The sequence below is a fragment of the Streptomyces sp. NPDC050388 genome (genome assembly GCF_040655635.1).
Classification (GTDB): domain Bacteria; phylum Actinomycetota; class Actinomycetes; order Streptomycetales; family Streptomycetaceae; genus Streptomyces.
On sequence record NZ_JBFAKH010000020.1, the window covers coordinates 14,319 to 36,536 of the forward strand.

Annotated in this window: 14 protein-coding genes and 4 pseudogenes; 9 read left to right on the plus strand and 9 right to left on the minus strand. The window is 68.3% G+C overall.

The genetic code is table 11. From position 1 onward, the window contains the following. Positions 1–100: 100 nt before the first annotated feature. Positions 101–277, minus strand: coding sequence for a hypothetical protein (locus AB0I73_RS13990; protein WP_363037002.1), 177 nt, complete (start codon positions 275–277; stop codon positions 101–103). A gap of 655 nt (positions 278–932) precedes the next feature. On the opposite strand from AB0I73_RS13990, the gene panD reads away from it, so the two are divergent. From panD to AB0I73_RS14005, 3 genes and pseudogenes are all read left to right on the plus strand, one after another. Further along, a complete protein-coding gene (gene panD / locus AB0I73_RS13995; protein WP_363037004.1) occupies positions 933–1,352 on the plus strand; it encodes an aspartate 1-decarboxylase in 420 nt (139 codons plus the stop codon). A gap of 44 nt (positions 1,353–1,396) precedes the next feature. After that, positions 1,397–1,744, plus strand: coding sequence for a GNAT family N-acetyltransferase (locus AB0I73_RS14000; RefSeq protein ID WP_363037006.1), 348 nt, complete (start codon positions 1,397–1,399; stop codon positions 1,742–1,744). Between the two features lie 17 nt (positions 1,745–1,761). Continuing rightward, positions 1,762–2,385: pseudogene (locus AB0I73_RS14005) on the plus strand (aspartate/glutamate racemase family protein); the annotation flags it as partial. Positions 2,386–2,920: 535 nt separating this feature from the next. Here AB0I73_RS14005 and gndA (AB0I73_RS14010) read toward each other — a convergent pair. The 5 genes and pseudogenes from gndA (AB0I73_RS14010) to AB0I73_RS14030 form a co-directional block, all read right to left on the minus strand. Next, positions 2,921–3,811 (minus strand): annotated as a pseudogene (gene gndA / locus AB0I73_RS14010) (NADP-dependent phosphogluconate dehydrogenase); the annotation flags it as partial. Positions 3,812–4,396: 585 nt separating this feature from the next. After that, a complete protein-coding gene (gndA, locus tag AB0I73_RS14015) occupies positions 4,397–5,848 on the minus strand; it encodes an NADP-dependent phosphogluconate dehydrogenase (protein ID WP_363037154.1) in 1,452 nt (483 codons plus the stop codon). A 694-nt stretch (positions 5,849–6,542) separates the two neighbouring features. Continuing rightward, entirely contained in the window at positions 6,543–6,719 is a 177-nt protein-coding gene (locus AB0I73_RS14020; protein ID WP_363037008.1) for a hypothetical protein, read from the minus strand. A 74-nt stretch (positions 6,720–6,793) separates the two neighbouring features. Next, positions 6,794–7,318, minus strand: a complete 525-nt coding sequence (locus AB0I73_RS14025) for a family 78 glycoside hydrolase catalytic domain (protein WP_363037010.1) — start codon at positions 7,316–7,318, stop codon at positions 6,794–6,796. 151 nt (positions 7,319–7,469) lie between these two features. Beyond that, positions 7,470–7,562 (minus strand): annotated as a pseudogene (locus AB0I73_RS14030) (alpha-L-rhamnosidase N-terminal domain-containing protein); the annotation flags it as partial. Between the two features lie 309 nt (positions 7,563–7,871). Between AB0I73_RS14030 and AB0I73_RS14035 the strand changes: the two are divergent. The 5 genes and pseudogenes from AB0I73_RS14035 to AB0I73_RS14055 form a co-directional block, all read left to right on the plus strand. Continuing rightward, positions 7,872–8,231 (plus strand): annotated as a pseudogene (locus AB0I73_RS14035) (transposase); the annotation flags it as partial. A 680-nt stretch (positions 8,232–8,911) separates the two neighbouring features. After that, positions 8,912–10,393 carry a DUF3375 domain-containing protein gene (locus tag AB0I73_RS14040; protein WP_363037012.1) on the plus strand — a complete coding sequence of 494 codons (1,482 nt, stop codon included), beginning with the start codon at positions 8,912–8,914 and terminating at the stop codon, positions 10,391–10,393. Further along, the gene (locus tag AB0I73_RS14045; protein WP_363037013.1) at positions 10,390–11,016 is read left to right on the plus strand and encodes a DUF4194 domain-containing protein; all 627 of its coding nucleotides are present in this window, start codon (positions 10,390–10,392) and stop codon (positions 11,014–11,016) included. Before AB0I73_RS14040 ends, AB0I73_RS14045 begins: the two co-directional genes overlap by 4 nt. Continuing rightward, the gene (locus AB0I73_RS14050; protein ID WP_363037015.1) at positions 11,013–14,429 is read left to right on the plus strand and encodes an ATP-binding protein; all 3,417 of its coding nucleotides are present in this window, start codon (positions 11,013–11,015) and stop codon (positions 14,427–14,429) included. Before AB0I73_RS14045 ends, AB0I73_RS14050 begins: the two co-directional genes overlap by 4 nt. Before the next feature lies 1 nt (position 14,430). Further along, positions 14,431–15,615, plus strand: coding sequence for a Wadjet anti-phage system protein JetD domain-containing protein (locus tag AB0I73_RS14055; RefSeq protein WP_363037017.1), 1,185 nt, complete (start codon positions 14,431–14,433; stop codon positions 15,613–15,615). 48 nt (positions 15,616–15,663) lie between these two features. Here the strand turns inward: AB0I73_RS14055 and AB0I73_RS14060 are convergent, their stop codons facing one another. The 3 genes from AB0I73_RS14060 to AB0I73_RS14070 form a co-directional block, all read right to left on the minus strand. After that, positions 15,664–17,055 carry an HNH endonuclease gene (locus tag AB0I73_RS14060; RefSeq protein WP_363037019.1) on the minus strand — a complete coding sequence of 464 codons (1,392 nt, stop codon included), beginning with the start codon at positions 17,053–17,055 and terminating at the stop codon, positions 15,664–15,666. Between the two features lie 250 nt (positions 17,056–17,305). Further along, positions 17,306–19,258, minus strand: a complete 1,953-nt coding sequence (locus AB0I73_RS14065; RefSeq protein WP_363037021.1) for an SMI1/KNR4 family protein — start codon at positions 19,256–19,258, stop codon at positions 17,306–17,308. A gap of 691 nt (positions 19,259–19,949) precedes the next feature. Beyond that, entirely contained in the window at positions 19,950–21,065 is a 1,116-nt protein-coding gene (locus AB0I73_RS14070) for an XRE family transcriptional regulator (protein WP_363037023.1), read from the minus strand. 278 nt (positions 21,066–21,343) lie between these two features. Between AB0I73_RS14070 and AB0I73_RS14075 the strand changes: the two genes are divergently transcribed. Next, entirely contained in the window at positions 21,344–22,216 is an 873-nt protein-coding gene (locus AB0I73_RS14075; RefSeq protein WP_363037025.1) for an AAA family ATPase, read from the plus strand. The last annotated feature ends 2 nt before the right edge of the window (positions 22,217–22,218 follow it).

Consider the following 22,218-nt stretch of genomic DNA (forward strand, 5'->3'; position numbering starts at 1 on the left):
GGCCGCGCATCAGGCAGCTCTGGCTCGGTCCTACGAGCTGCGCGCCCGCGAGTCGCAGGCTGGGACGGAAGCGGACAACGGGCCTGCGTGGGAGCGCCCCTCACAGGTAGCTTTCCAGCAGGCGATCGTGTTCTGGGCGCTTGCGGACTATGTCGTCGGCGACGGAGATCAGTTCGGTCGACTCGGCACGGCCATGGCTGGCGACGCCGACCGCCGTGCCCGTTTCCGCCTGCTGCACCGGCTCCACGACGCGGCCCGTCGAGGCTGAGCCGTCCACGCCTCGCAGCGGGGACGCGCTGACCTGTTGTCAGCCGCAACTGTCCTGGATCTGCTCTGCTGGCCTGTGCGCAGGAGCTCGACGCCAGTGCCCGCAGGCGGTCAAGGGCGCTGAGGTGGTGTATCGACGGCCACTCGGTGATCTCGTCTTTGAGGCTATGCGGTGAGTCCGGTGGGCAGGGAGGTGTCGTCGGTTCCTGACTCGATCGGCCGGTGGCCGTTCTTGTATCCGGACACTCACTCCGACGCCGGGCCAAACGCCCGGGTCAGGTGGGAGCCCGTACACCACTTCCCAGGACGCAACCGAGTGCAGCCCGTCCCCAAGGGGGCCAGCTACTTGATCACGGCGAGGAAGCCTTGGGTGCTCCTGAGGGAAACGAGTCGTCCTGTGCCCCCTCATGTACCTGATGTGTCGTCAGGTAAGTCAGCATCTGATCAGCATCAATCCCCGGCCTTTCCGAAATGGCTGCCCGAACAGGCGCCAGATTAGCGGCGTCACCACAGCCAGGTTCGCACGGAAGCGCAGGTGGGGAGCCTTTTCGTTGGAGTGGAACGATGTTCCTCACAATCTTCGAGTCCGACGCGTGCCCGTGTACAGTGAAGAACGCCCTTGACCTGCAGAAAGCCGGCAGGGAGCCGTCCTCCAGGAGTCCAAAGTGCTGCGTACTCTGTTCAAGTCCAAGATCCATCGCGCCACCGTCACCCAGGCCGACCTGCACTACGTGGGATCCGTGACGATCGACGCCGACCTGCTCGACGCCGCCGATCTGTTGCCCGGGGAGCTCGTGCACATCGTCGACATCACCAACGGGGCCCGGCTGGAGACGTACGTCATCGAGGGGGAGCGGGGCTCGGGTGTCGTCGGGATCAACGGGGCCGCGGCGCATCTCGTCCACCCCGGTGACCTGGTGATCATCATCAGTTACGCTCAGGTGACCGACGCCGAGGCGCGGGCGCTGGAACCCCGGGTGGTGCATGTGGACCGCGACAACCGCATCGTCGCCCTGGGGGCCGACCCGTCCGAGCCGGTGCCGGGGTCGGACCAGCAGCGCAGCCCGCAGGCCGTCACGGCCTGACCGGCGCGGACGGTGGCAGGCAGAGACAGGAGCGTGATGCGTCCATGAGCGACACCGAGATCCGCGACGACCGGGCTGCGGGCCGTCTGGAAGCGGTGGCGGGCGAGGGCGGGGTCGTCGGGCGGATCGAGTACTTCGTGCTCGAGTCCCCCGCGCGCGCGATCGTTCCGGTGCACACCGTCGTGGAACCCGCCCACGAGGGCAAGGGCATCGCCGGCTCCCTGGCCCGCGAGCTGTACGCCACGGCCGCCCGGGAGGGCACCGCGGTCGCTCCGCTCTGCCCGTACGTCGTCAAGTGGGCCGAACGCCACCCCGACCAGGCCCCGGCGGCCTCCCCGGAGCTCCTCCGGGCGGCGAAGGCGTGGCTGGCGGCGTACCCCGGACGCTTCTGACCTCGCCGGACGCCCCCGTGCTGGCCCTTCTGCACACCTCGCCCGTCCACGTCCCCGTCTTCGACGCCCTGCGTGATGACGCCCATCCGGGCCTGGAACTGCGGCACCTCGTCGTCGAGGGGCTGCTGCACCGGGTCCGCGCCGAGGGTCTTACGGCGGTCGTCGACGAGGTGCGGGCGAGGGTGCGGGAGGCCGTCGCCGGGGGTGCCCGGGCGGTGCTGTGCACCTGCTCGACCATCGGTGGAGTCGCGGAGGAGGCGGCCGCCGAGGTCGGTGTTCCCGTGCTGCGGGTCGACCGGCCGATGGCACGCGCCGCTGTGGCCGCCGGGCCGCGGATCGTCGTCCTCGCCGCCTACGAGGGCACCGTCGGGCCGACGGTGTCGCTGGTCGAGGAGGAGGCCCGCCGGGCCGGTCGCCCCGTCGAGGTGCGCACCCTGCTGGTCGAGGGCGCCTGGGCCCGCTTCGAGGCGGGCGACACGGCGGCGTACGTCCATCAGGTCGCCGACGCGGCCGACGCGGTCACCGGCGCCGATGTGATCGTGCTCGCCCAGGCATCGATGGCCCCGGCGGAGCGGCTCACGACGACCGCCGCCCCGGTGCTGTCCAGCCCCCGCCCCGGACTCGCGGCGGGCGCGGCGGCGTGCGGTAGCGCCACCCGGGCTCCCGCCGTCATACGGGGGAGTGACTGGGCACGCGGCCGTCGGGTAGGCGGGGGAGTAGTCCAGAGCCGACGTCGACCGACTGGCCGGAGGACACCCGCCATGACGCAACCGCACCCGGACCCCGTCCCACCGAGCCCCACCCCGGACCCCGGCACCCCCGGGCCCGCCCCGGACCCCGTCCCCCCGGGGCCCACCCCGGGCCCGGACCCCACGCCTCCGCAGCCCCACCCCGAGCCGGTCCCGCCCCCCGAGCCGCCCCCCGGCCCGGGACCGACGCCCCCGCCCCCCGTTCCGGTGCCGCCCCCTCCCGGGCCGCCCGCTCCGGGGCCGACCCCGCCCGTCCCCGGGCCGCCGCCACCCCCGCCGGTGCCGCCCGGACCGTCACCCTCGCCCATTCCGCCCGGTCCCGAACCCGTTCCCAACCCGGAGCCGGGCCCGCCGCTCACCTGACGGCCGGCACAACACGCGGGCGCCCGCCGACCACGTCGGCGGGCGCCCGTCACCTGTCCTCCGCTTACGCCGAGACCTCCGAGCGGTCGCCGCCCCACAGCGTGTGGAACGACCCCTCGCGGTCCGTACGCCGGTAGGTGTGCGCGCCGAAGTAGTCGCGCTGCCCCTGGGTGAGCGCGGCCGGCAGGCGCTCCGCGCGCAGGGCGTCGTAGTAGGCGAGGGCCGCGGCGAAGCCGGGGGTCGGCACGCCCTGGCGGGTCGCGGCGATCAGCACCTCGCGCCAGTCGTCCTGCGCGTCGGCGATCTCCCGGGCGAACGTCTCGTCGGACAGCAGGCTCGGCAGGTCGGCGCGGGCGTCGTAGGCGGCACGGATGCGGTCCAGGAAAGCCGCCCGGATGATGCAGCCGCCGCGCCAGATCGCGGAGACCGCGCCGAGGTCGATGTCCCAGCCGTACTCCTCGCTGCCCGCGGCGATCTCGTGGAAGCCCTGCGTGTACGACACGATCTTCGACGCGTACAGCGCCTGCTCCACCCGGTCCGCGAACGCCGCCGCCTCCGCCTCGTCGAGCGGCGTGGCCTTCGGGCCCTCCAGTCCGCGCGAGGCCTCCCGCAGCGCCGCGTGACCGGACAGCGAGCGCGCGAACACCGCCTCCGCGATGCCCGACACCGGCACACCCAGGTCGAGCGCGATCTGCACGGTCCAGCGCCCCGTGCCCTTCTGCTCCGCCTGGTCGACCACCACGTCGACGAACGGCTTGCCCGTGGCGGCGTCCACGTGGGAGAGCACCTCGGCGGTGATCTCGATCAGGTACGAGTCCAGCCGGCCGGTGTTCCAGGTGCGGAAGATGTCCGCGATCTGCGCGGGCGTGTACCCGGCGACATCGCGCAGCAACTGGTACGCCTCACCGATCAGCTGCATGTCGGCGTACTCGATGCCGTTGTGCACCATCCTCACGGGTACCTTCCGCTGAGGTTAGCAGACAGGCCCGTGACCTGTGTTTCAGCAGGTCAGAGAAGTTGGGGCCGACTAATAGATCTTGGCGGTCCATGGCGCTCAGGGGCAGGTGTCGGCGGTGCTTTTGCTGACCCGATGCTGACTTCGGTGATGGCCCGTCAGTTCGCTGGGAAAGGTCGGAAAGGAGACGCCTGAGGTGCTGCTGGCGGCAGCATCGGCCTTGCGGTTGCGAAGGCGATGTGCAGGAGCAGGGATCCTTGACTACGGTGGCGGGCTGTTCGTCGGTGACCGTCCTGGGCCCGCTGGACCGCGGCATGTCGCCCAGGCGGCGATCCAGTGCTCGATGAAGATGAACCGGGCCGCCACCGGCCCACCGCAGCGGTGGGCCGGTGGCGGCCGCGTCCTTGTTCGACGCCCTACTTGCACAGGCCAGGATGATCCGGCACCGCTGGGCCCATGCCGACGGCGTGGAACGGCGCCGCACCCAACCTCTCAGCGCAGCCCGTTCCGCGTCCGCCAGGATCAACTCGGCCTTCGGCCGCCCCGCAACCCTGCACATCCGAACAGCATGCCTGGCCCGGAAGACTAGTGGCCGTCCCCATCGACTTGGATCTCCGTACGATCGCGGGACCACAGGGTGTGGAAGACGCCGCTTCTGTCGGTGCGCCGGTAGGTGTGGGCGCCGAAGAAGTCCCGCTGCCCCTGGACGAGCGCGGCAGGCAGGCGCTCGGCGGCCAGTGAGTCGTAGTAGCTGAGTGCGGAACTGAAGCCCGGTACGGGTACGCCGGACAGGGCGGCGGTGGCGACCACACGCCGCCAGGCGGCCTCCCCATCGGCGACGGCCTGCGCGAAGTACGGCGCTTCGAGCAGCGTGGTGATGTCCGGGTTCTCGGTGTACGCCTGAGTGATGCGGTCGAGGAACCGCGCCCGGATGATGCAGCCCCCGCGCCAGATCTTGGCGATTTGGTCCTTGCGGATGTTCCAGCCGTACTTCTCCGCGCCCGCGGTGATGGCGTCGAAGCCTTGCGCGTATGCGACGATCTTCGAGGCGTAGAGAGCTGCGGCCACGTCCTCCGCGAATGAGGAGGAAGCCTTCTGCACTTCCGGCCGGGAGGTGACCAGCCGGCGCACCGCGGCGCGCTGCTCAGCCTTTCCGGAAACGGCGCGCGCGAACACGGCTTCCGCGATCCCTCCCACTGGCACGCCCAGGTCGAGGGCGTTCTGCACGGTCCACACGCCGGTGCCCTTCGAACCGGCTCGGTCCAGCACGACGTCCACGAACGGCTGACCTGTGGCCTGGTCGACGTGGCGCAGGATGTCAGCGGTGATCTCCACGAGGTAGGACTCCAGCGGGCCCTCGTTCCACCGGGCGAAGATGTCGGCGACAGCGTGCGGCTGGAGGCCCCCTACCGTCCGCAGCAGATCGTAGGCTTCCCCGATCAACTGCATGTCGGCGTACTCGATGCCGTTGTGGATCATCTTGACGAAGTGCCCGGCGCCGTCGGTGCCCACGTGCGTGACGCAGGGCTCGCCCGCGACGACTGCGGCGATCGAAGCAAGGATGGGGCCGAGGGTCCGGTAGGACTCCTCCGAACCACCCGGCATGATCGACGGCCCCTTGAGCGCGCCTTCCTCACCACCGGAGATGCCGACACCGACGAAGTGGATGCCGGTGGGGGCGATCCGCTTCTCCCGGGCGATGGTGTCCTGGAAGTTGGCGTTGCCGCCGTCGACGATGATGTCGCCCGGCTCGAACCGCTCGGCGAGCTGATCGATCACGGCGTCCGTGCCCGCTCCGGCCTGCACCATGATGATGGCCGTTCGGGGCTTGGCCAGCGATGCGACAAAATCGTCGATCGACTTACCGGCGATGAAGCCTGCCTCCGGATGCTCGGCGACGAGGCTCTCGGTGCGGGCATAAGTGCGGTTGTAGACGGCGACGCTGTTGCCCTCGCGGGAGGCGAGGTTGCGAGCCAGGTTCGATCCCATCACCGCCAGTCCGACGACGCCGATGTTGGCGGCTCCACTGGTCTTCATCTGGACCTCTTTCGATCGGTTGTTGCGCCCCGTGGTTCCGACCCTAGTAGGCCGACCGGGGGCGGGGTAGGAAATGCTCGAGTGACGTGGGGGAATGGGGTGAAACGGTGCTGTATGGATCGCTGGGGACCGTTCGGCCCGGACGACCTTTCCGTCGCGCTTGTGCGGTTGTGATCCAGTGCTCGGCGAGTTGCGCGACGAGTAGTCAGCGGCCGCCTTGGTCGAAGGCGCGGGCGCGGTGTCGCTGGCGTCGAAGACATCGCAGCTGAGCGTGGGCTGCGGGATCAGACGCAGCTGGATGAGGTGCTTGTCGTGGCGGATCGCGCGTGTCACTCGTTCACTGACCATGAGCTCCGTGGTGCAGGACGGCTCTCCGTGCCCGCCGACGAGGAGGGCCTGGCACTGGGAAGGGGAGATCGTTGCCTGGGTGGGCGCGCCGCTGGTGGACGCCTCTCCCGAGGAGGCCCCGGCCGCGGTCGTTGGACCCGAGGCTCGACGGCTCGTGCGCAGCGACTGAGGCTGCCACCCGTACCGTCGGAGCCCTTCGAGACGGCAGGGCGCCGGTACGGCCGGACAGCGCGTCAGTTCCGGCTGTCGGCGAGCAGACCCCGGTGGCTCCGCACGATGTCGGCGGCCTGGGCCGGCGGCCGCGCGGAGTGCGCGAAGTATGCCGTGGCGACCAGCGGGGGCGAGGTCATCGCGCGGCCAGGATCGTCGGCCGGGCTGTTGGGTCCAGCCAGTCGCCGAACTGGAATGCCTCGCCCCAGATCCGCCCCGGCCCGGTGAGGCGGTCTACGGCGTCGACCCAGGCGCGCATCGAGGGGTACTGGTCGCGCAACACCTGGGCGTCGCCGTAGCGCTCGTACAGCACTCAGGGGACGATGACGGCCGCGTCGCACCAACCGGTCATCGGCGGGTTGCCGGGCGGGAGGGGAACAGGGGTGATCACCGGGATGTCGGGGCTGAACACCGGGAGACGCCCCGATCGTCGTCGGCCTGGTCGGCGGCGAGGTTGCGCACCCAGGAGCGCAGGAAGGCGCGCACGTCATAGAGGAAGGCCGCGGTGGGGGCGAAGACCTGGACGTCACCGGTCCAGCCGAGACGCTCGTCGCGCTGCGGGCAGTCGGTGGGGACGTCGACGAAGTTGCCGCGCATACCCCACACCACGTTCTCGTGCAGGCGGTTCAGGGAGGCGTCCGAGCAGGAGAACCAGCCCGTGCGGGGCAGGTCGCTGTGGAGCACCACGGCGGTGACGTCGGCGGGGTCGAGCGGGCTGGGCCAGCTCTCGGCGTCGGCGTAGCGGAAGCCGTGGAAGGTGAAGCGCGGTTCCCGCTCCTCACCCGCCGGGTCGTCGCGCAGGACGTAGCGGTCGGTGGCGGTGGCGTGCCGCAGCGGACGCGTGCACAGGTCGCCGCCCTCCGGGACCTCGGCATGGCGGAGCGTGACCGTGCGGCCGGTTTCGCCGCGCACGCGGATGCGCAGCCGCCCGACGAGGTTCTGGCCGAAGTCGAGGATCGTGCGGCTGGTGGGGGGAGGTGGTCACCGCGACGGGCGCGAGGTGTTCGGTGCGGCGCACAGGCGGGCTGTCGGTCGGGAAGAGAACGCCGGTGTCGAACGCCAGGACCTCGGCGGGCAGCCATGCCGGGTCGTCGAAGCCGGCTTCGCTGAAGTCGGCGAGCTCACGGCGGACGTCGTACTCCTCGCCCTCGTACAGGCCGGCAGCGAGGACGGACCCGGGGCTTCAGCGCCAGCCGCCCCCGGTGCCGACGGTGTCGGTCGAACCGTCGGCGTACTCGAGGTGCAGTTCGGCGAGGAGCCCGGTGCGCCAGCCGTAGATGTCCCATGTGCCGCCGTTGAATCCGTAGGCCCCGGTACCAGCCGTCGGCGAGATGGCTGCCCTAGGCGTTGTGGCCCTCGCAGGCCAGGGCGGTGACGTCGAAGGACTGGTAGCGGTAGCGGTCTTGGTCCTGATTGGGGCGGCGGGCGTACCAGCTGCGTCGGGTGTGTCTAGTTCATTGAACACTCCCCCGAGCGGCTGAACTCCGAGGCGTCCTTCGCCGCTTTGTGCGGAGTCAGCCCCGTCGAGTACTCCTCAGGCCGGGGGCGCTCGCGTCGGCTCAACTACGGCGGCGACCGGCAGGCCAACGCCGCCCTGCACCGCATCGTGTTCACCCGGCTGCGCTTCGATCCCCGCACCCAGGCGTACTACGACCGCCGCACCCAGGAGGGCAAGACCCGACGTGAGATCATCCGATGCCTCAAGCGATACGCAGCCCGCGAGGTCTTCAACCTGGTCAGACCGGTTTCCCGCACCCCGCGTTATAGGGGCGTCTGTGACCCGTGCGGACCCCGTCGGCGTGACCCGGCGGAGGTCTCTGCGTAGGGGGACGAGCCCGGCTGAGGGGTGGCCGTCGAGGGCCTGGTGCCGAACGACGGGCGCTCGCATGCGAAGTACACGGTGTCGCAGTCAACGAGCATGAATAAAACAGCACGTTGATCTATCCGCCTGTTTGTCAGTGAGGCCCTGCCTGCGTCTACTCTGTCGTGGCCAGAGCAGGGAAACAACGACTGGGTTCCAGGCAGAAGACTCAACCGGATCATGGATCTTTTTGATCTTGCGCGTACTTGCTCGCGCTGCCCGGTGGTCCGGTCTGTCGACGGCGCCTCTATCCGCCCCTCACCGCCCGTGAACCAGATGCGATGGCACGGCCTCACGTCTGCCCAGACGTGAGAGGGTGCCACCGGTAGACGAGCTAAAGCCATCCGGCCTGCACTCGAAATTGTGTTCGTAAATGACTGTCGGGCCGAGCATCGGAAATGATCCGGAGTCTGGATGCCTCTGCCCTCCTGCCTGCTGTTTCCCTTCTCCGTGGCTGCCGGGGCCTACCGAGGCGTCGGCTTTGCCGAGTCCCGTTGTCAGTGGTGGCCTTTACGGTTCTTTGTGGCCGACGCGGAATGCCTGTGCACCCCTGTGCGTGCATGGGTGCAGGCCAGCTAGGGCGTGGTTTTTATCCGTTCGGGGAACGCGGTCGAACCTGCTGGGGCAGTGAGAGGGGAGGACACATGGAGCTGGACTACGACCGTCTGGTCGCCCTGCGAAAGCAGAGCGCTGCTTGGCGGCTGCTGAAGGCCGACAACGCTGTGCTGATGCTGAGCTTCTTCAACAAGGTGTTCGTCGAGCAGGGAGTGCGCTCGATTGCCGGTGTGGAGCTTGTTGAACGGCTGGACGACGAGTTGTTCGCCCTCAATGAGCGGCTGGGGCAGGGCACGTTTCCCAAGACCGCGAAGGCGTATCTGGATGGCTGGTCGGCACCGGAGAACGGCTGGCTGCGCAAGTACTACCCGCCGGATTCGGACGAGCCGCACTATGACGCCACGGCCGCGGTCGAGAAAGCCGTCGCGTGGGTGAGGTCGCTGGAGGAGCGTTCGTTCGTCGGTACGGAGTCGCGGCTGAACACGATCTTCGATCTGCTCCGGCAGATGACGTTCGGGACCGAAACCGATCCCGAGGCGCGACTGGCGGAACTCATTCGGCGGCGGCACGAAATCGACCTGGAGATCGAGCGTGTCGAGGCCGGCGAGGTGGATGTCCTGGACAGCGCGGCGCTGCGGGACCGCTATCAGCAGGTGACCGACACGGCGCATGGGCTGCTGGCCGACTTCCGAGAGGTCGAGGCGAATTTCCGGGACCTGGACCGTGACCTGCGGAGCAAGATCGCAGCGTGGGACGGGGCCAAGGGTGAACTCCTGGACGAGGTACTGGGCAGCCGCGAGAGCATCGCGGAATCGGACCAGGGCCGTACCTTCCAGGCGTTCTACGACTTCCTGCTTGCCCCGAGCCGCCAGGAGGAGCTCAAGACGCTTTTGGCCGAGGTCGAGGCAATGGAGGCCATCGACGAGCCCGACCCGAGGATGCGGCGCATGGCCCGGGACTGGCTGGAGGCAGCCGAACGTACGCAGACCACGGTGAGGCAGCTGTCGGGTCAGCTGCGCCGGTTTTTGGACGACCAAGTGCGCTCGGAGGATCGCCGTGTCCTGCAGCTCGTGCGCGGGATCGAGGCGCAGGCCCTGGCGCTGCGCGATATGCCGGGAGTGGATCTGGTTGCCGGGATCGCTGCGGCCGCGCCGGCCATCGCCCTGCCGATGGAGCGGCCCCTGTACACGCCGCTGGTCAAGGCGCCGATCGACAGCACCGGCATCGAGGCGGGGGACGAGGAGTTCACGGCCGACGCTCTGTTCGAGGCGGTGTATGTGGATCCGGCTCGGCTCACCGCCGCGGTGCACCAGGCACTGGGCTCCCGCACTCAGGTGTCGTTGGCCGAGACGCTGCGCGAGCACCCCTTGGAGCAGGGGCTTGCCGAGCTGGTCGCCTACTTCGCGTTGCCGGACGACGGGTTCACCACCGTGTTCGACGACCACCGACAAGAAGAGATCGCGTGGACCGGCGAGGACGACGTCCAGCAGGTCGCCACGGTGCCCGTGGTCACCTTTGCCCGCACCAGCCCCGGCATCGCCTGGGCATCCAGCCCGAAGGAGGGGCGATGACCACGCCCGCCACCCCCACCCCACGCCAGCTATCCCCCCTCTCCCTGCCGGTCAACCAGCTGCTGAAGGGCCCGGTCTTCCGCGACCAGCACGAGCGGGCCTGGGACGCTCTGCTGCATCACAGTGCCGGTGTGAAGGACTACGTCGACGTCATGGGGCTGCGCGTGGTGATCGACGAGATGGAGGGCTACGCCTTCCTCCAATCGAAGCCGGACGACGAGGACGAGGTCCGCGATGCCCGTATGGCGCCGCCGCGGCTGATGCCCCGCCGCTCGCTGTCCTACCCCGTCAGTCTGCTGGTCGTGCTGCTGCGCAAGCGGCTCGCCGAGTTTGACGCCGGCGCCGACGGCACTCGCTTGATGATCACCCGGGACGAGATCGTGGAGATGATCCGCATGTTCCTCCCCGCTGGCAGCAATGAGGCACGGCTGGTCGACCAGATCGACGGCCACATCAACAAGGTGGTGGACCTCCAGTTCCTGCGCCGTGCCCGCGGGCAGGAGCAGCTTTTCGAGGTGCAGCGGATCATCAAAGCCTTCGTCGACGGGCAGTGGCTCGCCGACTTCGAAACGAACCTGGCCCAGTACGCGGCCACCCACAACCCTCAGGAGAAGCAGCTGTGATCCCCGCCCAGTCCGGCCCCGCCGACACGAGTGCGTCCACTGACCTGGTTGCGGCCGGTTTCCGGCTGGAGCGTCTGGAGGTCTACAACTGGGGTACGTTCGACAAGCACGTGTGGACGTTCGGCATCGGCGGCGCCAACGCACTGCTGACCGGGGACATCGGTTCCGGCAAGTCCACCCTGGTGGACGCGATCACCACCCTGTTCATGCCTGCTCGCAAGATCGCCTACAACAAGGCGGCCGGCGCGGAGAGCGGCGAGCGCAGCCTGCGTTCCTACGTGCTGGGACACTACAAGTCCGAACGCAACGAGACGACCGGGGCGACCAAGCCGGTGGCGCTGCGCAAGCCGGGCAGCTACTCCGTCATCCTGGGCGTGTTCACCAACCAGGCGTTGTCGGCGACCGTCACGCTGGGGCAGGTGTTCTGGCTGGCGGATGCGAACGCCACCAGCCCCGACCGGCTGTTCCTCGTCGCCGACCAGGCGCTGTCCGTCGCCGGGGACTTCGCCGACTTCGGCACCGAGGTGCGCTCCCTGAAGAAGCGACTCGAAGCGAGCAATGTCCGCGTCCACAAGACGTTCCCGCCCTACAGCAAGGACTTCCGGCGCCGCATGGGCCTCGAGTCCGAGCAGGCGTTGGAGCTCTTCCACCAGACGGTGTCGATGAAGTCGGTGGGCAGCCTGGACGACTTCGTGCGCAGTCACATGCTCGAACCGTTCGATGCGGCGGCCATGAGCGACAACATCGTCAGCCACTTCGACGCGCTGACCACCACCTACAACTCCGTTCAACGCGCCCGCGCCCAGATCGAGGCCCTCACCCCATTGCTTGAGGACTGCGACGCTTACGAGGGCCTGGCCACACGCATCGACGAGGCCGACGCACAGCAGGCCGCCCTGCGGTACTTCATCGCCGAGCGCACGTCGGTGCTGCACGAAGCCCAGCGCGCCGAGTTGGAACGGACGCTCACACGCTTGGAGAGCGAGAAGGAGACCGCGAAGGACGAGCTGGGGCGGCTGCGGGCCCAGGAGCGCAGGTGGGAACTGCAGCGTGAGGGCCTAGGCGGTGGTCGTCTGGGCGAGCTGGAGCGCCAGATCAAGGAGACGGAGCAGCAGCGCGCCGCTCAGGAGAGGCGAGCCCGCCAGCACGCCGCCCTGTTGGAGCAGGCCGAGCTGGCCCCGGTGACCGATCAGGCCCAGTTCACCGACCGGTTCGAGGAGGTCGCCCGGGCCCAGCAAGACGTTGCCGAGACCACGCAGGAGACGCGCACAGCTCTGGAAACACTCGCGGTCGAGGCCGCACAGCTGAGGGAGCGGGCCGAGGACCTCAACGCAGACCTGCGCAGTCTGCGCTCGCGCCGCAGCAACATCCCCCGCAAGCAGCTGGAGGTACGCACCCGCCTGAGCCGCGAACTCGGCATCGAGGAGAGCATCCTGCCGTTCGCCGGCGAACTCATCCAGGTTCGTGACGAGGAACAGGCGTGGGCCGGAGCCGCCGAGCGGCTGCTGCGCGGTTTTGCCGTGTCCCTCCTGGTCCCCGGCGATCAGTACACCCGCGTCTCCGACTGGATCAACGACCACCATCTGGGGACGAAGCTGGTGTACTTCCGCGTCCCGGACAAGCTCCCACCGCGACGCCTGCCCACCGGCATGTCCACCGCGCTGTTCACCAAGCTTGAGGTGCGCGACGACTCGCCGTTCGCCCCGTGGCTGGTCGGCGAGCTCGAACGCCGTGCCTCCCACACCTGCGTGCCGACGATGGAGGACTTCCGGAACGCCGAACTCGCCATCAGTGCCCAGGGGCTGATCAAGGGGGTGCGGGGCCGCCACGAGAAGAACGACACCACCCGCATCGACGACCGCAGCACGTACGTGCTCGGCTGGACGAACCAGGCCAAGATCGATGCCCTCCTGGACCAGGCCGGACGGGTCCATGGCGCCCAGCGCGAGATGGAGAAGAAGAAGCGAGATCTGGACGCCGCCTACGAGGACGCCATCAGCCGTGACAAAGTCCTCGACCGGCTGGCAGCCATGCCGGACTACAGCGAGATCGACTGGCCGTCCGCGGTTCGGCGCATCACCGAGCTCACGGGCGAGAAGCAGCGTCTGCAGGCCGACTCCAAGGACCTGGACGAACTCACCCGCCGCCTCACCGAGATCGCCGGCGACATCACCGCACAGGAAGCCGCCTACGAGAACGCCCATCAGAGCTGGGGCAGGGTCTGCGGCGAACGCGACGCCGCTGAACGCGCCCGCGACGAGGCCCGCGCCGTACTCGACGAACCCGCAGCCGGTGATGCGCAGGCGCACTTCCCGGCCCTCGACCAGCACCTGATTGACGCCCGCCTGGCATGCCGGACCGCACAGGAGTGCGCGCAGACCGAATCCCGGCTGCGCGAAAAGCTGGCAGCCAACAAGCACCGCTGGGCCAAGGAGCAGACGCGCCTTGCCCAGACGATCGCCGCCCAGATGAGCTCCTTCCACACCACCTACCAGGTCGAGACCAGCGAACTCGACGCCTCCGTCGCCTCCGCGCCCGGCTACCGCGCATTGCACCAACAGCTCGTCGCCGACGACCTGCCGCGCTTCGAGAACCAGTTCCGCACCTACCTGAAAACCAATGTGATCCGCGAAATCGCCGGATTCCACGCACAGTTGAACATTTGGGCCGACGAGATCGGCGACCGCATCAACACCATCAACGAGTCGCTGGTCGACATCGACTATAATCCCGGCCGCTACATCATGCTCAAGCCCGAGCAGACGCCCAACACCGAGATCCGAGAGTTCACCGCCGAACTGCGCGCCTGCACCGACGACGTCTTGTCCGGCGACGACTCCGACCTGTACTCCGAGGAAAAGTTCCACCAGGTACAGCGCCTGATCGAACGCTTCAAGGGCCGCGAACACCACACCGACATCGACCGGGCCTGGACCAAACGTGTCACCGATGTCCGATACTGGTTCGTCTTCAGCGCCAGTGAACGACGCCGCGAGGACGACTCCGAGTACGAGGTGTACTCCGACTCCGGCGGCAAGTCAGGCGGTCAGAAGGAGAAACTCGCCTACACCATCCTGGCCGCCTCCCTCGCCTACCAATTCAAGCTCGACACCACCAGCAGCAGGAGCCGCACCTTCCGCTTCGTGGTCATCGACGAAGCCTTCGGCCGCGGCTCGGAGGAATCCGCCCGCTTCGCCCTGGACCTCTTCAAACGCCTGGGCCTCCAACTCCTCATCGTCACCCCGCTGCAGAAGATCCACGTCATCGAGCCCTACGTGTCCGCCGTCGGCTTCGTCGACAACCCCACCGGACACCATTCCCGCCTGCGCACCCTGACCATCGCCCAGTACCGCCAAGAACGCCTCGCTCGCACCCTGGCCGGCCTGCAGCCCGCCGCCGCACAGGGAGCATGAGATGACGACACATCAAGACCTCAACTGGACCACGCCAAAGGCCGTCCTCGAACGCCTCCACAAACGCTGGAACACGGGCACCTACCTCACCCAGCTCGCGGACGGAACACCATGGGAACCCGTTGAGATTCCCCTACGCGGACCGAAAGCCGGCGACATCACCCGCCACTACGACCACGTCCTCGCCTGGACCGAATCCTGGGCGCCCACCGCACACCCGCACCTGCGCATCGGATACCGCCGCCTCGGCGGGCGCCTGGTCGGTGTGAACAACGTCCCCGCCCGAGTCCGGATCGACGACCGCGACGACCTCTGGCGTCTGCTCGGCGTCACGCCCACAGTCACCCGTTACCAGACCCTGCTGACATCTGCCCGCGAAGCGCTGCCCGAGCTCATCGACTGGATGACCGGTCACCCCATGCAGGTCCTCCAGCGCGAAGCCGACTGGCCCCGCCTCCAGGACACGATCCGCTGGATCACCGACTACCACGGCCCAGCGGTCTACCTCCGCCAGCTTGACGTACCCGGCGTGGACACCAAGTTCATCGAACGCCACCGCGCCATCCTGACCACCCTCCTCGAGCAGTGCCTTCCCGAGGACCGCGTCAACGCCGAAGCCGTACGCACCGACTTCGCCGCCCGCTTCCGCTTCCTGCGCAAGCCCGCCTACCTGCGGTTTCGGCTCCTCGACGGTGCGTCAGTGGCCGGTTTTCGCGAGCTCACAGTCCGCGCAGACGAGTTCGCCGCGCCACCGCCCGGCATCACGACCGTGTACGTCGTCGAGAACGAGACCACCTACCTCGCCTTCCCCGACCAACCTCACAGCATCGTGATCCACGGCGGAGGCTACGCCGTCACCCAACTATCTGCTCTGACCTGGCTGCACGGCACACGCCTCGTCTACTGGGGCGACCTGGACACCCACGGCTTCACCATCCTCGACCGGCTGCGCCGGGCCTTCCCGCACACACGGTCCATCCTGATGAATCGGAACGTTCTCCTGGAGCACCGAGGCCAGTGGGTGAAGGAGGACACTCCCACCCACCTGCCCCTTGGCACGCTCACACCGGACGAAGCCGATGCCTACGACAGCCTGGTGTACGGAGAGTTCGGCCCCAACGTGCGACTCGAACAAGAACGCGTGCGGTTTCACCTGCTCGAAGAAGCCCTCAACGGGCTCCGCTGAGCACTGCGCACAACACAGTTGGCCTGCCGGTGCCAGCGAAGGGTACGTTCAACGATCCTTTGTGAGCAACTCCTGATGCCTGACGAGCGCCGTAGCGCGAAGGAGGTCACGGAACGAGTCGGCCACCGTGCCACGGGTCTTCAGCGCGTGACAGTTCGGGCACAGAGCGATCATGGCCCTGGGCAGGTCGTCGCCACCCTTGGCGTGATCGTCTATGTGATCCACTTCCAGCAAGTAGGAGCCGTTGCGACCGAGGGCCGAGGTGTAGCGGGGATCAGGGCATTGCGGGTTCTCGCAAGCCCCCTGGCTCCGCTCGAGCACCGCATGGCGGGAGGCTGCGATGCGGCTCAGCCGCTGACCACCTTGGGACCTGGGACGGTGGCTCTTGCCGTCCCGCACGGCGCGCTCCGCCCGGGCATTCAGCTCCGCGTAGCGCAGAGCCGGATCTGCCATACGGCGCAGTAGAGCAGCGGTCATTCGGCATCGGGAGAGCGCGTCGGCAGCCGATTCCTCGACCGGTAGCGCGAAGTGTCCCTCCGCCGTATCCCAGTCGTTGTCGAACTCACCGTGGCGCAGGCGCGCACACTCCCAGCGGCTGCGCTCCAACTGCGCAAGAGTGTCCGCCGTGTCCGGCCACAGCGCCCCGTAGGGGAGCCCATCCCCGAGCCAGGCGTACTCCAGCGCCGTGTAGAGCGCGGCGTACTGGAGGCTGCGTCCGTAGATGACGACGCGCTTGCCTTGGATCCGGCGCAGCAGCGTGTCAGCCACCTCGCGGAAACGGGGCGCGGATTCGAGTACCTCGAGGCCGCCCTTGCCGAGTCGAAGCTGCTCCAGGTATGTCGTCTCCCAGTCAGGGTTGATGAATTGATGCCATCTCTTGCGGCCGCTCGTCGAGGTGAGTGCTATCTCGTAGGGCACGGCCCGCTCCAGAGGCGGGGTGGACGGAGCAGGTGAACCGATGGCGCTGACTGCCAGAATGACCGTACCGGGGTCGTCGAGGGCATCTTGTGCCCAACGGATTGCCTCACGGCGCACGGCTTGGGCTTCGTCGGCATGAGGGCGCGTCGAGAACGGAACGGCCTTGTCTGCGCGGTAGACAGGCGACGGCGGGTACACGGTCTCGTCCCATCCCGGCGTCGTGCGCCCGGTGCCCGTGGGCACCCCGGGAATGGCAACCAGTTGTGGGGGCCCGAGCACGTAGGCGTCAGGCCGGAATAGGTTCGACGGGCGCCGCCCCACTGCTTTGAGCTGGGCGACGGTGTGCAGCCCCTTCGGCAGGCGTGAGTACTGCTGAAGCGCTTCCCTCGCCAGGTCGCTTGGAAGATGACCTTCCGGGCTCTCGATATACACCGGTGCCCCAAAGCCGGCGGGGATAGCGCCGCACACCAAGTGTTGCGCTCCCACCGGGCTGAAAGGAACGTCATCGAAATCTACGAACATGTATGTCAGTTGACTCCAACATGGTGCGGTAGGCCATCGACGAACCTATCCCAACGGGCAGCTGCTGGTGCCATCCAGTGAACCGTGCACGTTGTGGAGCATTGCGCTGTCCGCTGGGGTCAGCGGTAGTGCCAGGGCACGCGGCGTGCCTTCCTCGTCCGAGCTGGTGGCGAGGACCGAGCAGACAGGACTTGGCCCCAGCCGTGCTGAGACCTCACCGCATCGAGGATGTGCGCGGTTCGGCCGGTCTCTAGCTGCTTGCCGGCCCTTCGCCTTCCGTCCGCTCGCGGTCCGCCGGGCGCGCGGTTCCCCAGTGCATGCGGATCACCGTGTACGTCTCGCCGTCCCCCGGCGGCCGTGTCCAGGAGCGGGTGGTGAACGTGTGCAGCCGCCCGTTCACGATGGCGTGACGCGGCAGGTGGGCGCCGAACTCCCCGCTCGCCGCTTCCAGCAGCGACCGTTCCACCTCGGCGCCGTCCTTCGGGGCGCCGAAGAACCGGCTCGGGTCCAGTGCCCGTGGTATCTCCCCGCTTTTCTGGATCTCTCCGTCCGCGTACGTGAACGCGTACTGCTCGGCACCGTCGCGCGCCACCGAAAGGTGGAAGAACGGTTCCTCGTGCCGTGTCCTCAGGCCGCTCCACACCACCACCGCACGGGTGCCCGCGCCGGCGGCCGCGGCCGGGGAGACGAACCGCCGCCGATCGAACGGGGCGGGGTCGCCGTCGAAGGCGAAGCTCCAACCGGTACCGGCCCGGCCGACCGCCATGAGAGCCCTGTCGTCGTAGGACGAGAACTCCCTGCGGTTGCGCAGCGACCTGTGGCGCGCCTCCCAGAAGGTCATGGGTTCGTTCAGCACGGTGCCGTCCCCGTCCGCGAGACGTCCGGGCAGTTCCTTCGGCTCCGCCCCCTCCACCAGGACGAACCGGTAGCACGTGCGGTGGCCGCCCGGGTCCGGCTCCGCGAGCCACGCCAAGCCGCCCGGATCGAGCCCGGCCGTCGGCTCCGGTGCCTCACCCGCCTGCCCGCCCCGGGGAGCGGACAGCAGCTCGCGGCCCCGCTGGGGGGTCAGCAGCGGCCCGAGCACCGGGTCGGCCACCCACCCCAGCGGCACCAGGTGGTCCGGTCCCAGTGGCTCCCACAGGTGCAGAGCGTTCATCAGCGTCCGCCAGGCACCGTCGGTGTCCGCCCACCGCGCCAGCTCCCACGCTCGCTCCACCGCCTCTCCGAACGGTCCGGCCGCCGTGTACCGGTACGTGCCGCTGCGCACCTGATCCAACATCGCGTAAGCCAGCGCCACCAGGTCGTCGTCGGCGCCCCGCAGACGGGACCTCAGCGTGGAGTCGTCCCAGTACGAGTGCGCCGCGCGCTCGGCCACCAGCGCCGGCAGCAACTCGGGCGCATACCGCGGGTCCGTCACCAGGCCGTCGTAGTACACCATGGAGGTCTGTCCGAGCAGGCGGCGTATCTGGTCGCCCAGCCCGGCGGCCCGCGGCCTGCCGTACCCCTTGGCCTCGTCCAGCGCCTTTACGGCCCGTTCCCAGCCGCCGCGCAGCGCCTCCAGCCGGGCCTCCTCCACCAGGGAGTCCAGCTTTCGCGTCGTGTCGTTGACGAACACCGGCTCCCCGTCGCCCCGGCGCGCCCGCAGACTGTGGAACCCCCGGTACATGTTCCGCATGAACTCGAGGAAGCTCGCGTGCCGCTCCGGTGGCGCGGCCCGCCAGCCCGCCCACGTGTACACGGCCCACTCACCGTCCTCGTCCACGTCCTCGGGATCCATCAAGACGTAGGTGGCGTCGGACTCCACGTCGAGCTGCAGCCCGCGCCGCCAGAGGTCCGCCTCCCGCCACTCCTCGGGCCCGGCGTCCTCGTCCAGGTCCTCCTCGAAGATGTCCGCGAGTCCCGACTCGTCGTCGTGCCAGCGTGCGTCCTCGGCCCCCGCCAGCAGCCACACGAACCCGCCCGCGTGCCGCCACCCGTCGCTGACCTTGAGGAACTCCCGGTACGACGGGGGCATCCGTCGGCCGAGGCGCTCCTCCATGGCGGCGATCCGCTCCTCGGACGCGGGCGGGAACCCCAGCCACCGCGCCTGCCGGGCGGCCTCGTCGTCCTGACCCCGCGTCTCACCGTCCGGCAGGGAATCAGCCCACTCCCCGCTCCACCTGAGCAGGAAGGGCCGCCAGTCGAATGTCGTGGTGTCCGTCATGCGCCCGATGCTGCCACCCGCCACTGACATTGATCCGTTGCATGCTGCGGCCAAGGACCCTCACGTACGCGACCAGCTCGGCAGGCTGTACCGGCGTGCTCGCGCCCTGCTCGGGCGATGGAGAGGACGGCGAACTCCCATGTCGGTGAAGGCGAGCCAAGGCCGTGGGCACACCTGCCTCCGTCCCGGAAACAGGTGTGCCCCAGTGCACGGGCGAGGCACCATCTGCTGCTCGCTCATGCCGGAGTTCCGGGCGGCGAACAGCTCTCGCGCGTTCTGACGGTATTGGTGCACGACGGAGGCTGTGGTCGACGTGAGGGGGCGGGCACCGGGGACGCCGGGCAGCAGAAGAGACAAGATTGACTGTGCGCGAGACGGTCACCATGACGGTGCCCACCTGCCCGACCGGCACGTTTCAAGCCGTACTGGCCACGATCCAGTGCCAGGGGGCGCCCTTGGCCATGGACCCGAACTCGCCGGCCACCGACCAGCCGGTCATCCACCCTCCTCCGCCATGGTTTTTGCCCGGCAGGAACACGTACACAAGGGCCTTCGGGCGCTCTTGCAGCTCGCCTTTCGGCCCTTGGCCGCGACCTTGGCGTTCTTCTTCTCGTGCCGGGCCTGTTCGCGTGCCGCAGCCTTCCGGGGTGAGTTTATGTCCTCGGGTACTGGGGTGACCGGTTGAGGTAGGTCAGATCTCCACGCGGGGTCGTTCGCTGATATCCCGGCTTAGCAGGGTTCGAATGTCGGCTTCCGGTAGTCCGGAACGATTGATGAAATCGGCGAAGGAGATGCCAGTTGTTTCCATGAGTTCTAGTGCGCGTTGCAGGAGTACCGGGGTCTCCGGATTTCCCAAGGGGCCTGGCTCTACTTTCCGCCAACCTCGGACGGACAAGGATTTCCATCCCTGTGCGAAGGTGTGTTCGCTCATGATGCCGAGCGTTTTTGCCCTCATCAGGAGGGCAGCTAGCGAGACGTGCCATTTTGCCTTCAAGTGCAGAAATGCAGGCCAGTCGAGCCGTTCCGGAAGTTCGGATTTGATGTCGTCGGCCGGCATGAGGAACGCAGCGGCGAACTCATGGGCTTGCCTCTCAGTGGCCTTGTCGCCAATTTTTCCAGTGACGCGATGTAGGACCAGGTGGCCTAGTTCGTGAGCCGCGTCGAAGCGGGAGCGGTCACGCAGGCCCTTGTCGGCCCCGAGAGTAACGACGGGCCTGTCGGGGAAGTCGACACAGAATGCGTCGACCTTTTCCATGTTGACTCGGAAGCGGACGACGATAATCCCGTTCATCTCCAGCAGTCGCACAGCATCTTTAATTGGACCGCGTGGGACGTTCCAGTGCTCGCGGACCTGGGCTGCCGCTTGTTCGATATCGGCGGACTGAAGAGGCTGTCCTCCGTCGATTGGGACGCGCGGCAGGTTGAGGTCGGGCAACGCGACGTGTTTTTCGAGCTCAAGTGCGAGTTCCCGCGCGAGGTGCACGTAGGCGAGTGCTTGTTGGCGATCTCGGGGGGAGGTGGATCGAAGGCTGCGGAAGAAACCGTTGACCTGATCTCGAGCAGGGGGGCGGGCTGGAGCGGCGAAGAATGATAGGGGCACCCGCAACGCAACTGCGAGCCGGCGAAGCGTCGCTGTGGCGGGCCTGGTGTGTCCGTTCTCGAACTGGCTGATAGAGGCTGCGGTGACGGAGCCGACTTCCCGGGCCAGCTGCACCTGGGTGAGCCCGCGGAGTTCGCGTGCCATCCGCAGTCGGGCGCGATCGAACAGGGCTGCGATGTCGCCGGGGTCCAGTTGCGGGTCGCTCACTTCGCTCGCCTCCACGCCAGTCGACGTCCACCGAGTCAGAGCGGACGATTTTCGATCTTGATGCTCCGCACGCATCTTAGGCGCACCTTGGTTACCGAGCGGTCAATAACACAGCCTCCGGCAGGACACACCCGAGCGGAGTGTTCTGATTCGAACGTCCGCCCTGTCGTGTACCGTTCCCGCCAACGAGAAGATGATGTCCAAATCTGAGGCTATCTGCCGTGCGTGGAGACGGAGTTGACGGGATGAAGGTTCAAGAGTGCGTGTTGTCGGACCAGGTGATCACCGCCGACTCGGCGGAGGCCGCGTTGTGGGACGCCATCGTGGTACCGAAGGAGATCAAGGAGCGGCTGCGCAACCAGGCTGTGTTGTCGCTGCTGGTGCGGCCTGACGTGCCGTTCGCGGTGACGGCGTTGCATGGTTTGTGCACGCTCTACGGTCCTCCCGGCACCGGCAAGACCACCCTGGCACGGGGTCTGCCGGCGCAGGTCGCCCGCTACGTCGGCGGAGGCGCAGTCCGGCGGATCGAGATCAACCCGCACGGGCTGATGAGCGCCGAGCATGGGCAGTCGCAGCAGCGGGTCAGCAAGCTGCTCGGCGAGTACGTGCCGGGTCTCGCGTCGGATGGCGTGCCGACCGTGGTGATCCTCGACGAGGTCGAGTCGATGGCGGTCGCCCGTTCGGCGGCGTCGTTGGCCGCCAACCCGGCCGATGTCCACCGCGCCACCGACGCTGTTCTCACCGCCTTGGATTTCAACGCCGCCGAGCACCCGCACCTGTTCTTCGTCGCGACCAGCAACTTCACCACCGCCCTGGACGAAGCGTTCCTCTCCCGCTCCGACGCCGCCATCCTTGTCCCGCTCCCCGAGCCGGAGGCGCTGCGGGAGATCCTGGCCTCCACGCTGCTGACGCTGGCCGGCAAGTACCCGGCCTTGGGTGAGCTGGCGCGCTCCTCGGCAATGGACCGCATCGCCGAGGGGGCTCAGGGGTTGGACGGTCGCCGTGCGCGCAAGGTGGTCTTCGAAGCCCTGGCTCAGCGGCTGGACACGGTGCTGGACCCCGGCCGCCTCACCGAAGAAGACCTGGCCGCCGCGGTGCGCAACGCCGTCGCGGAGACGGGCCAGCCGGAGGTGTCCCGTGCGGCGCACTAGGC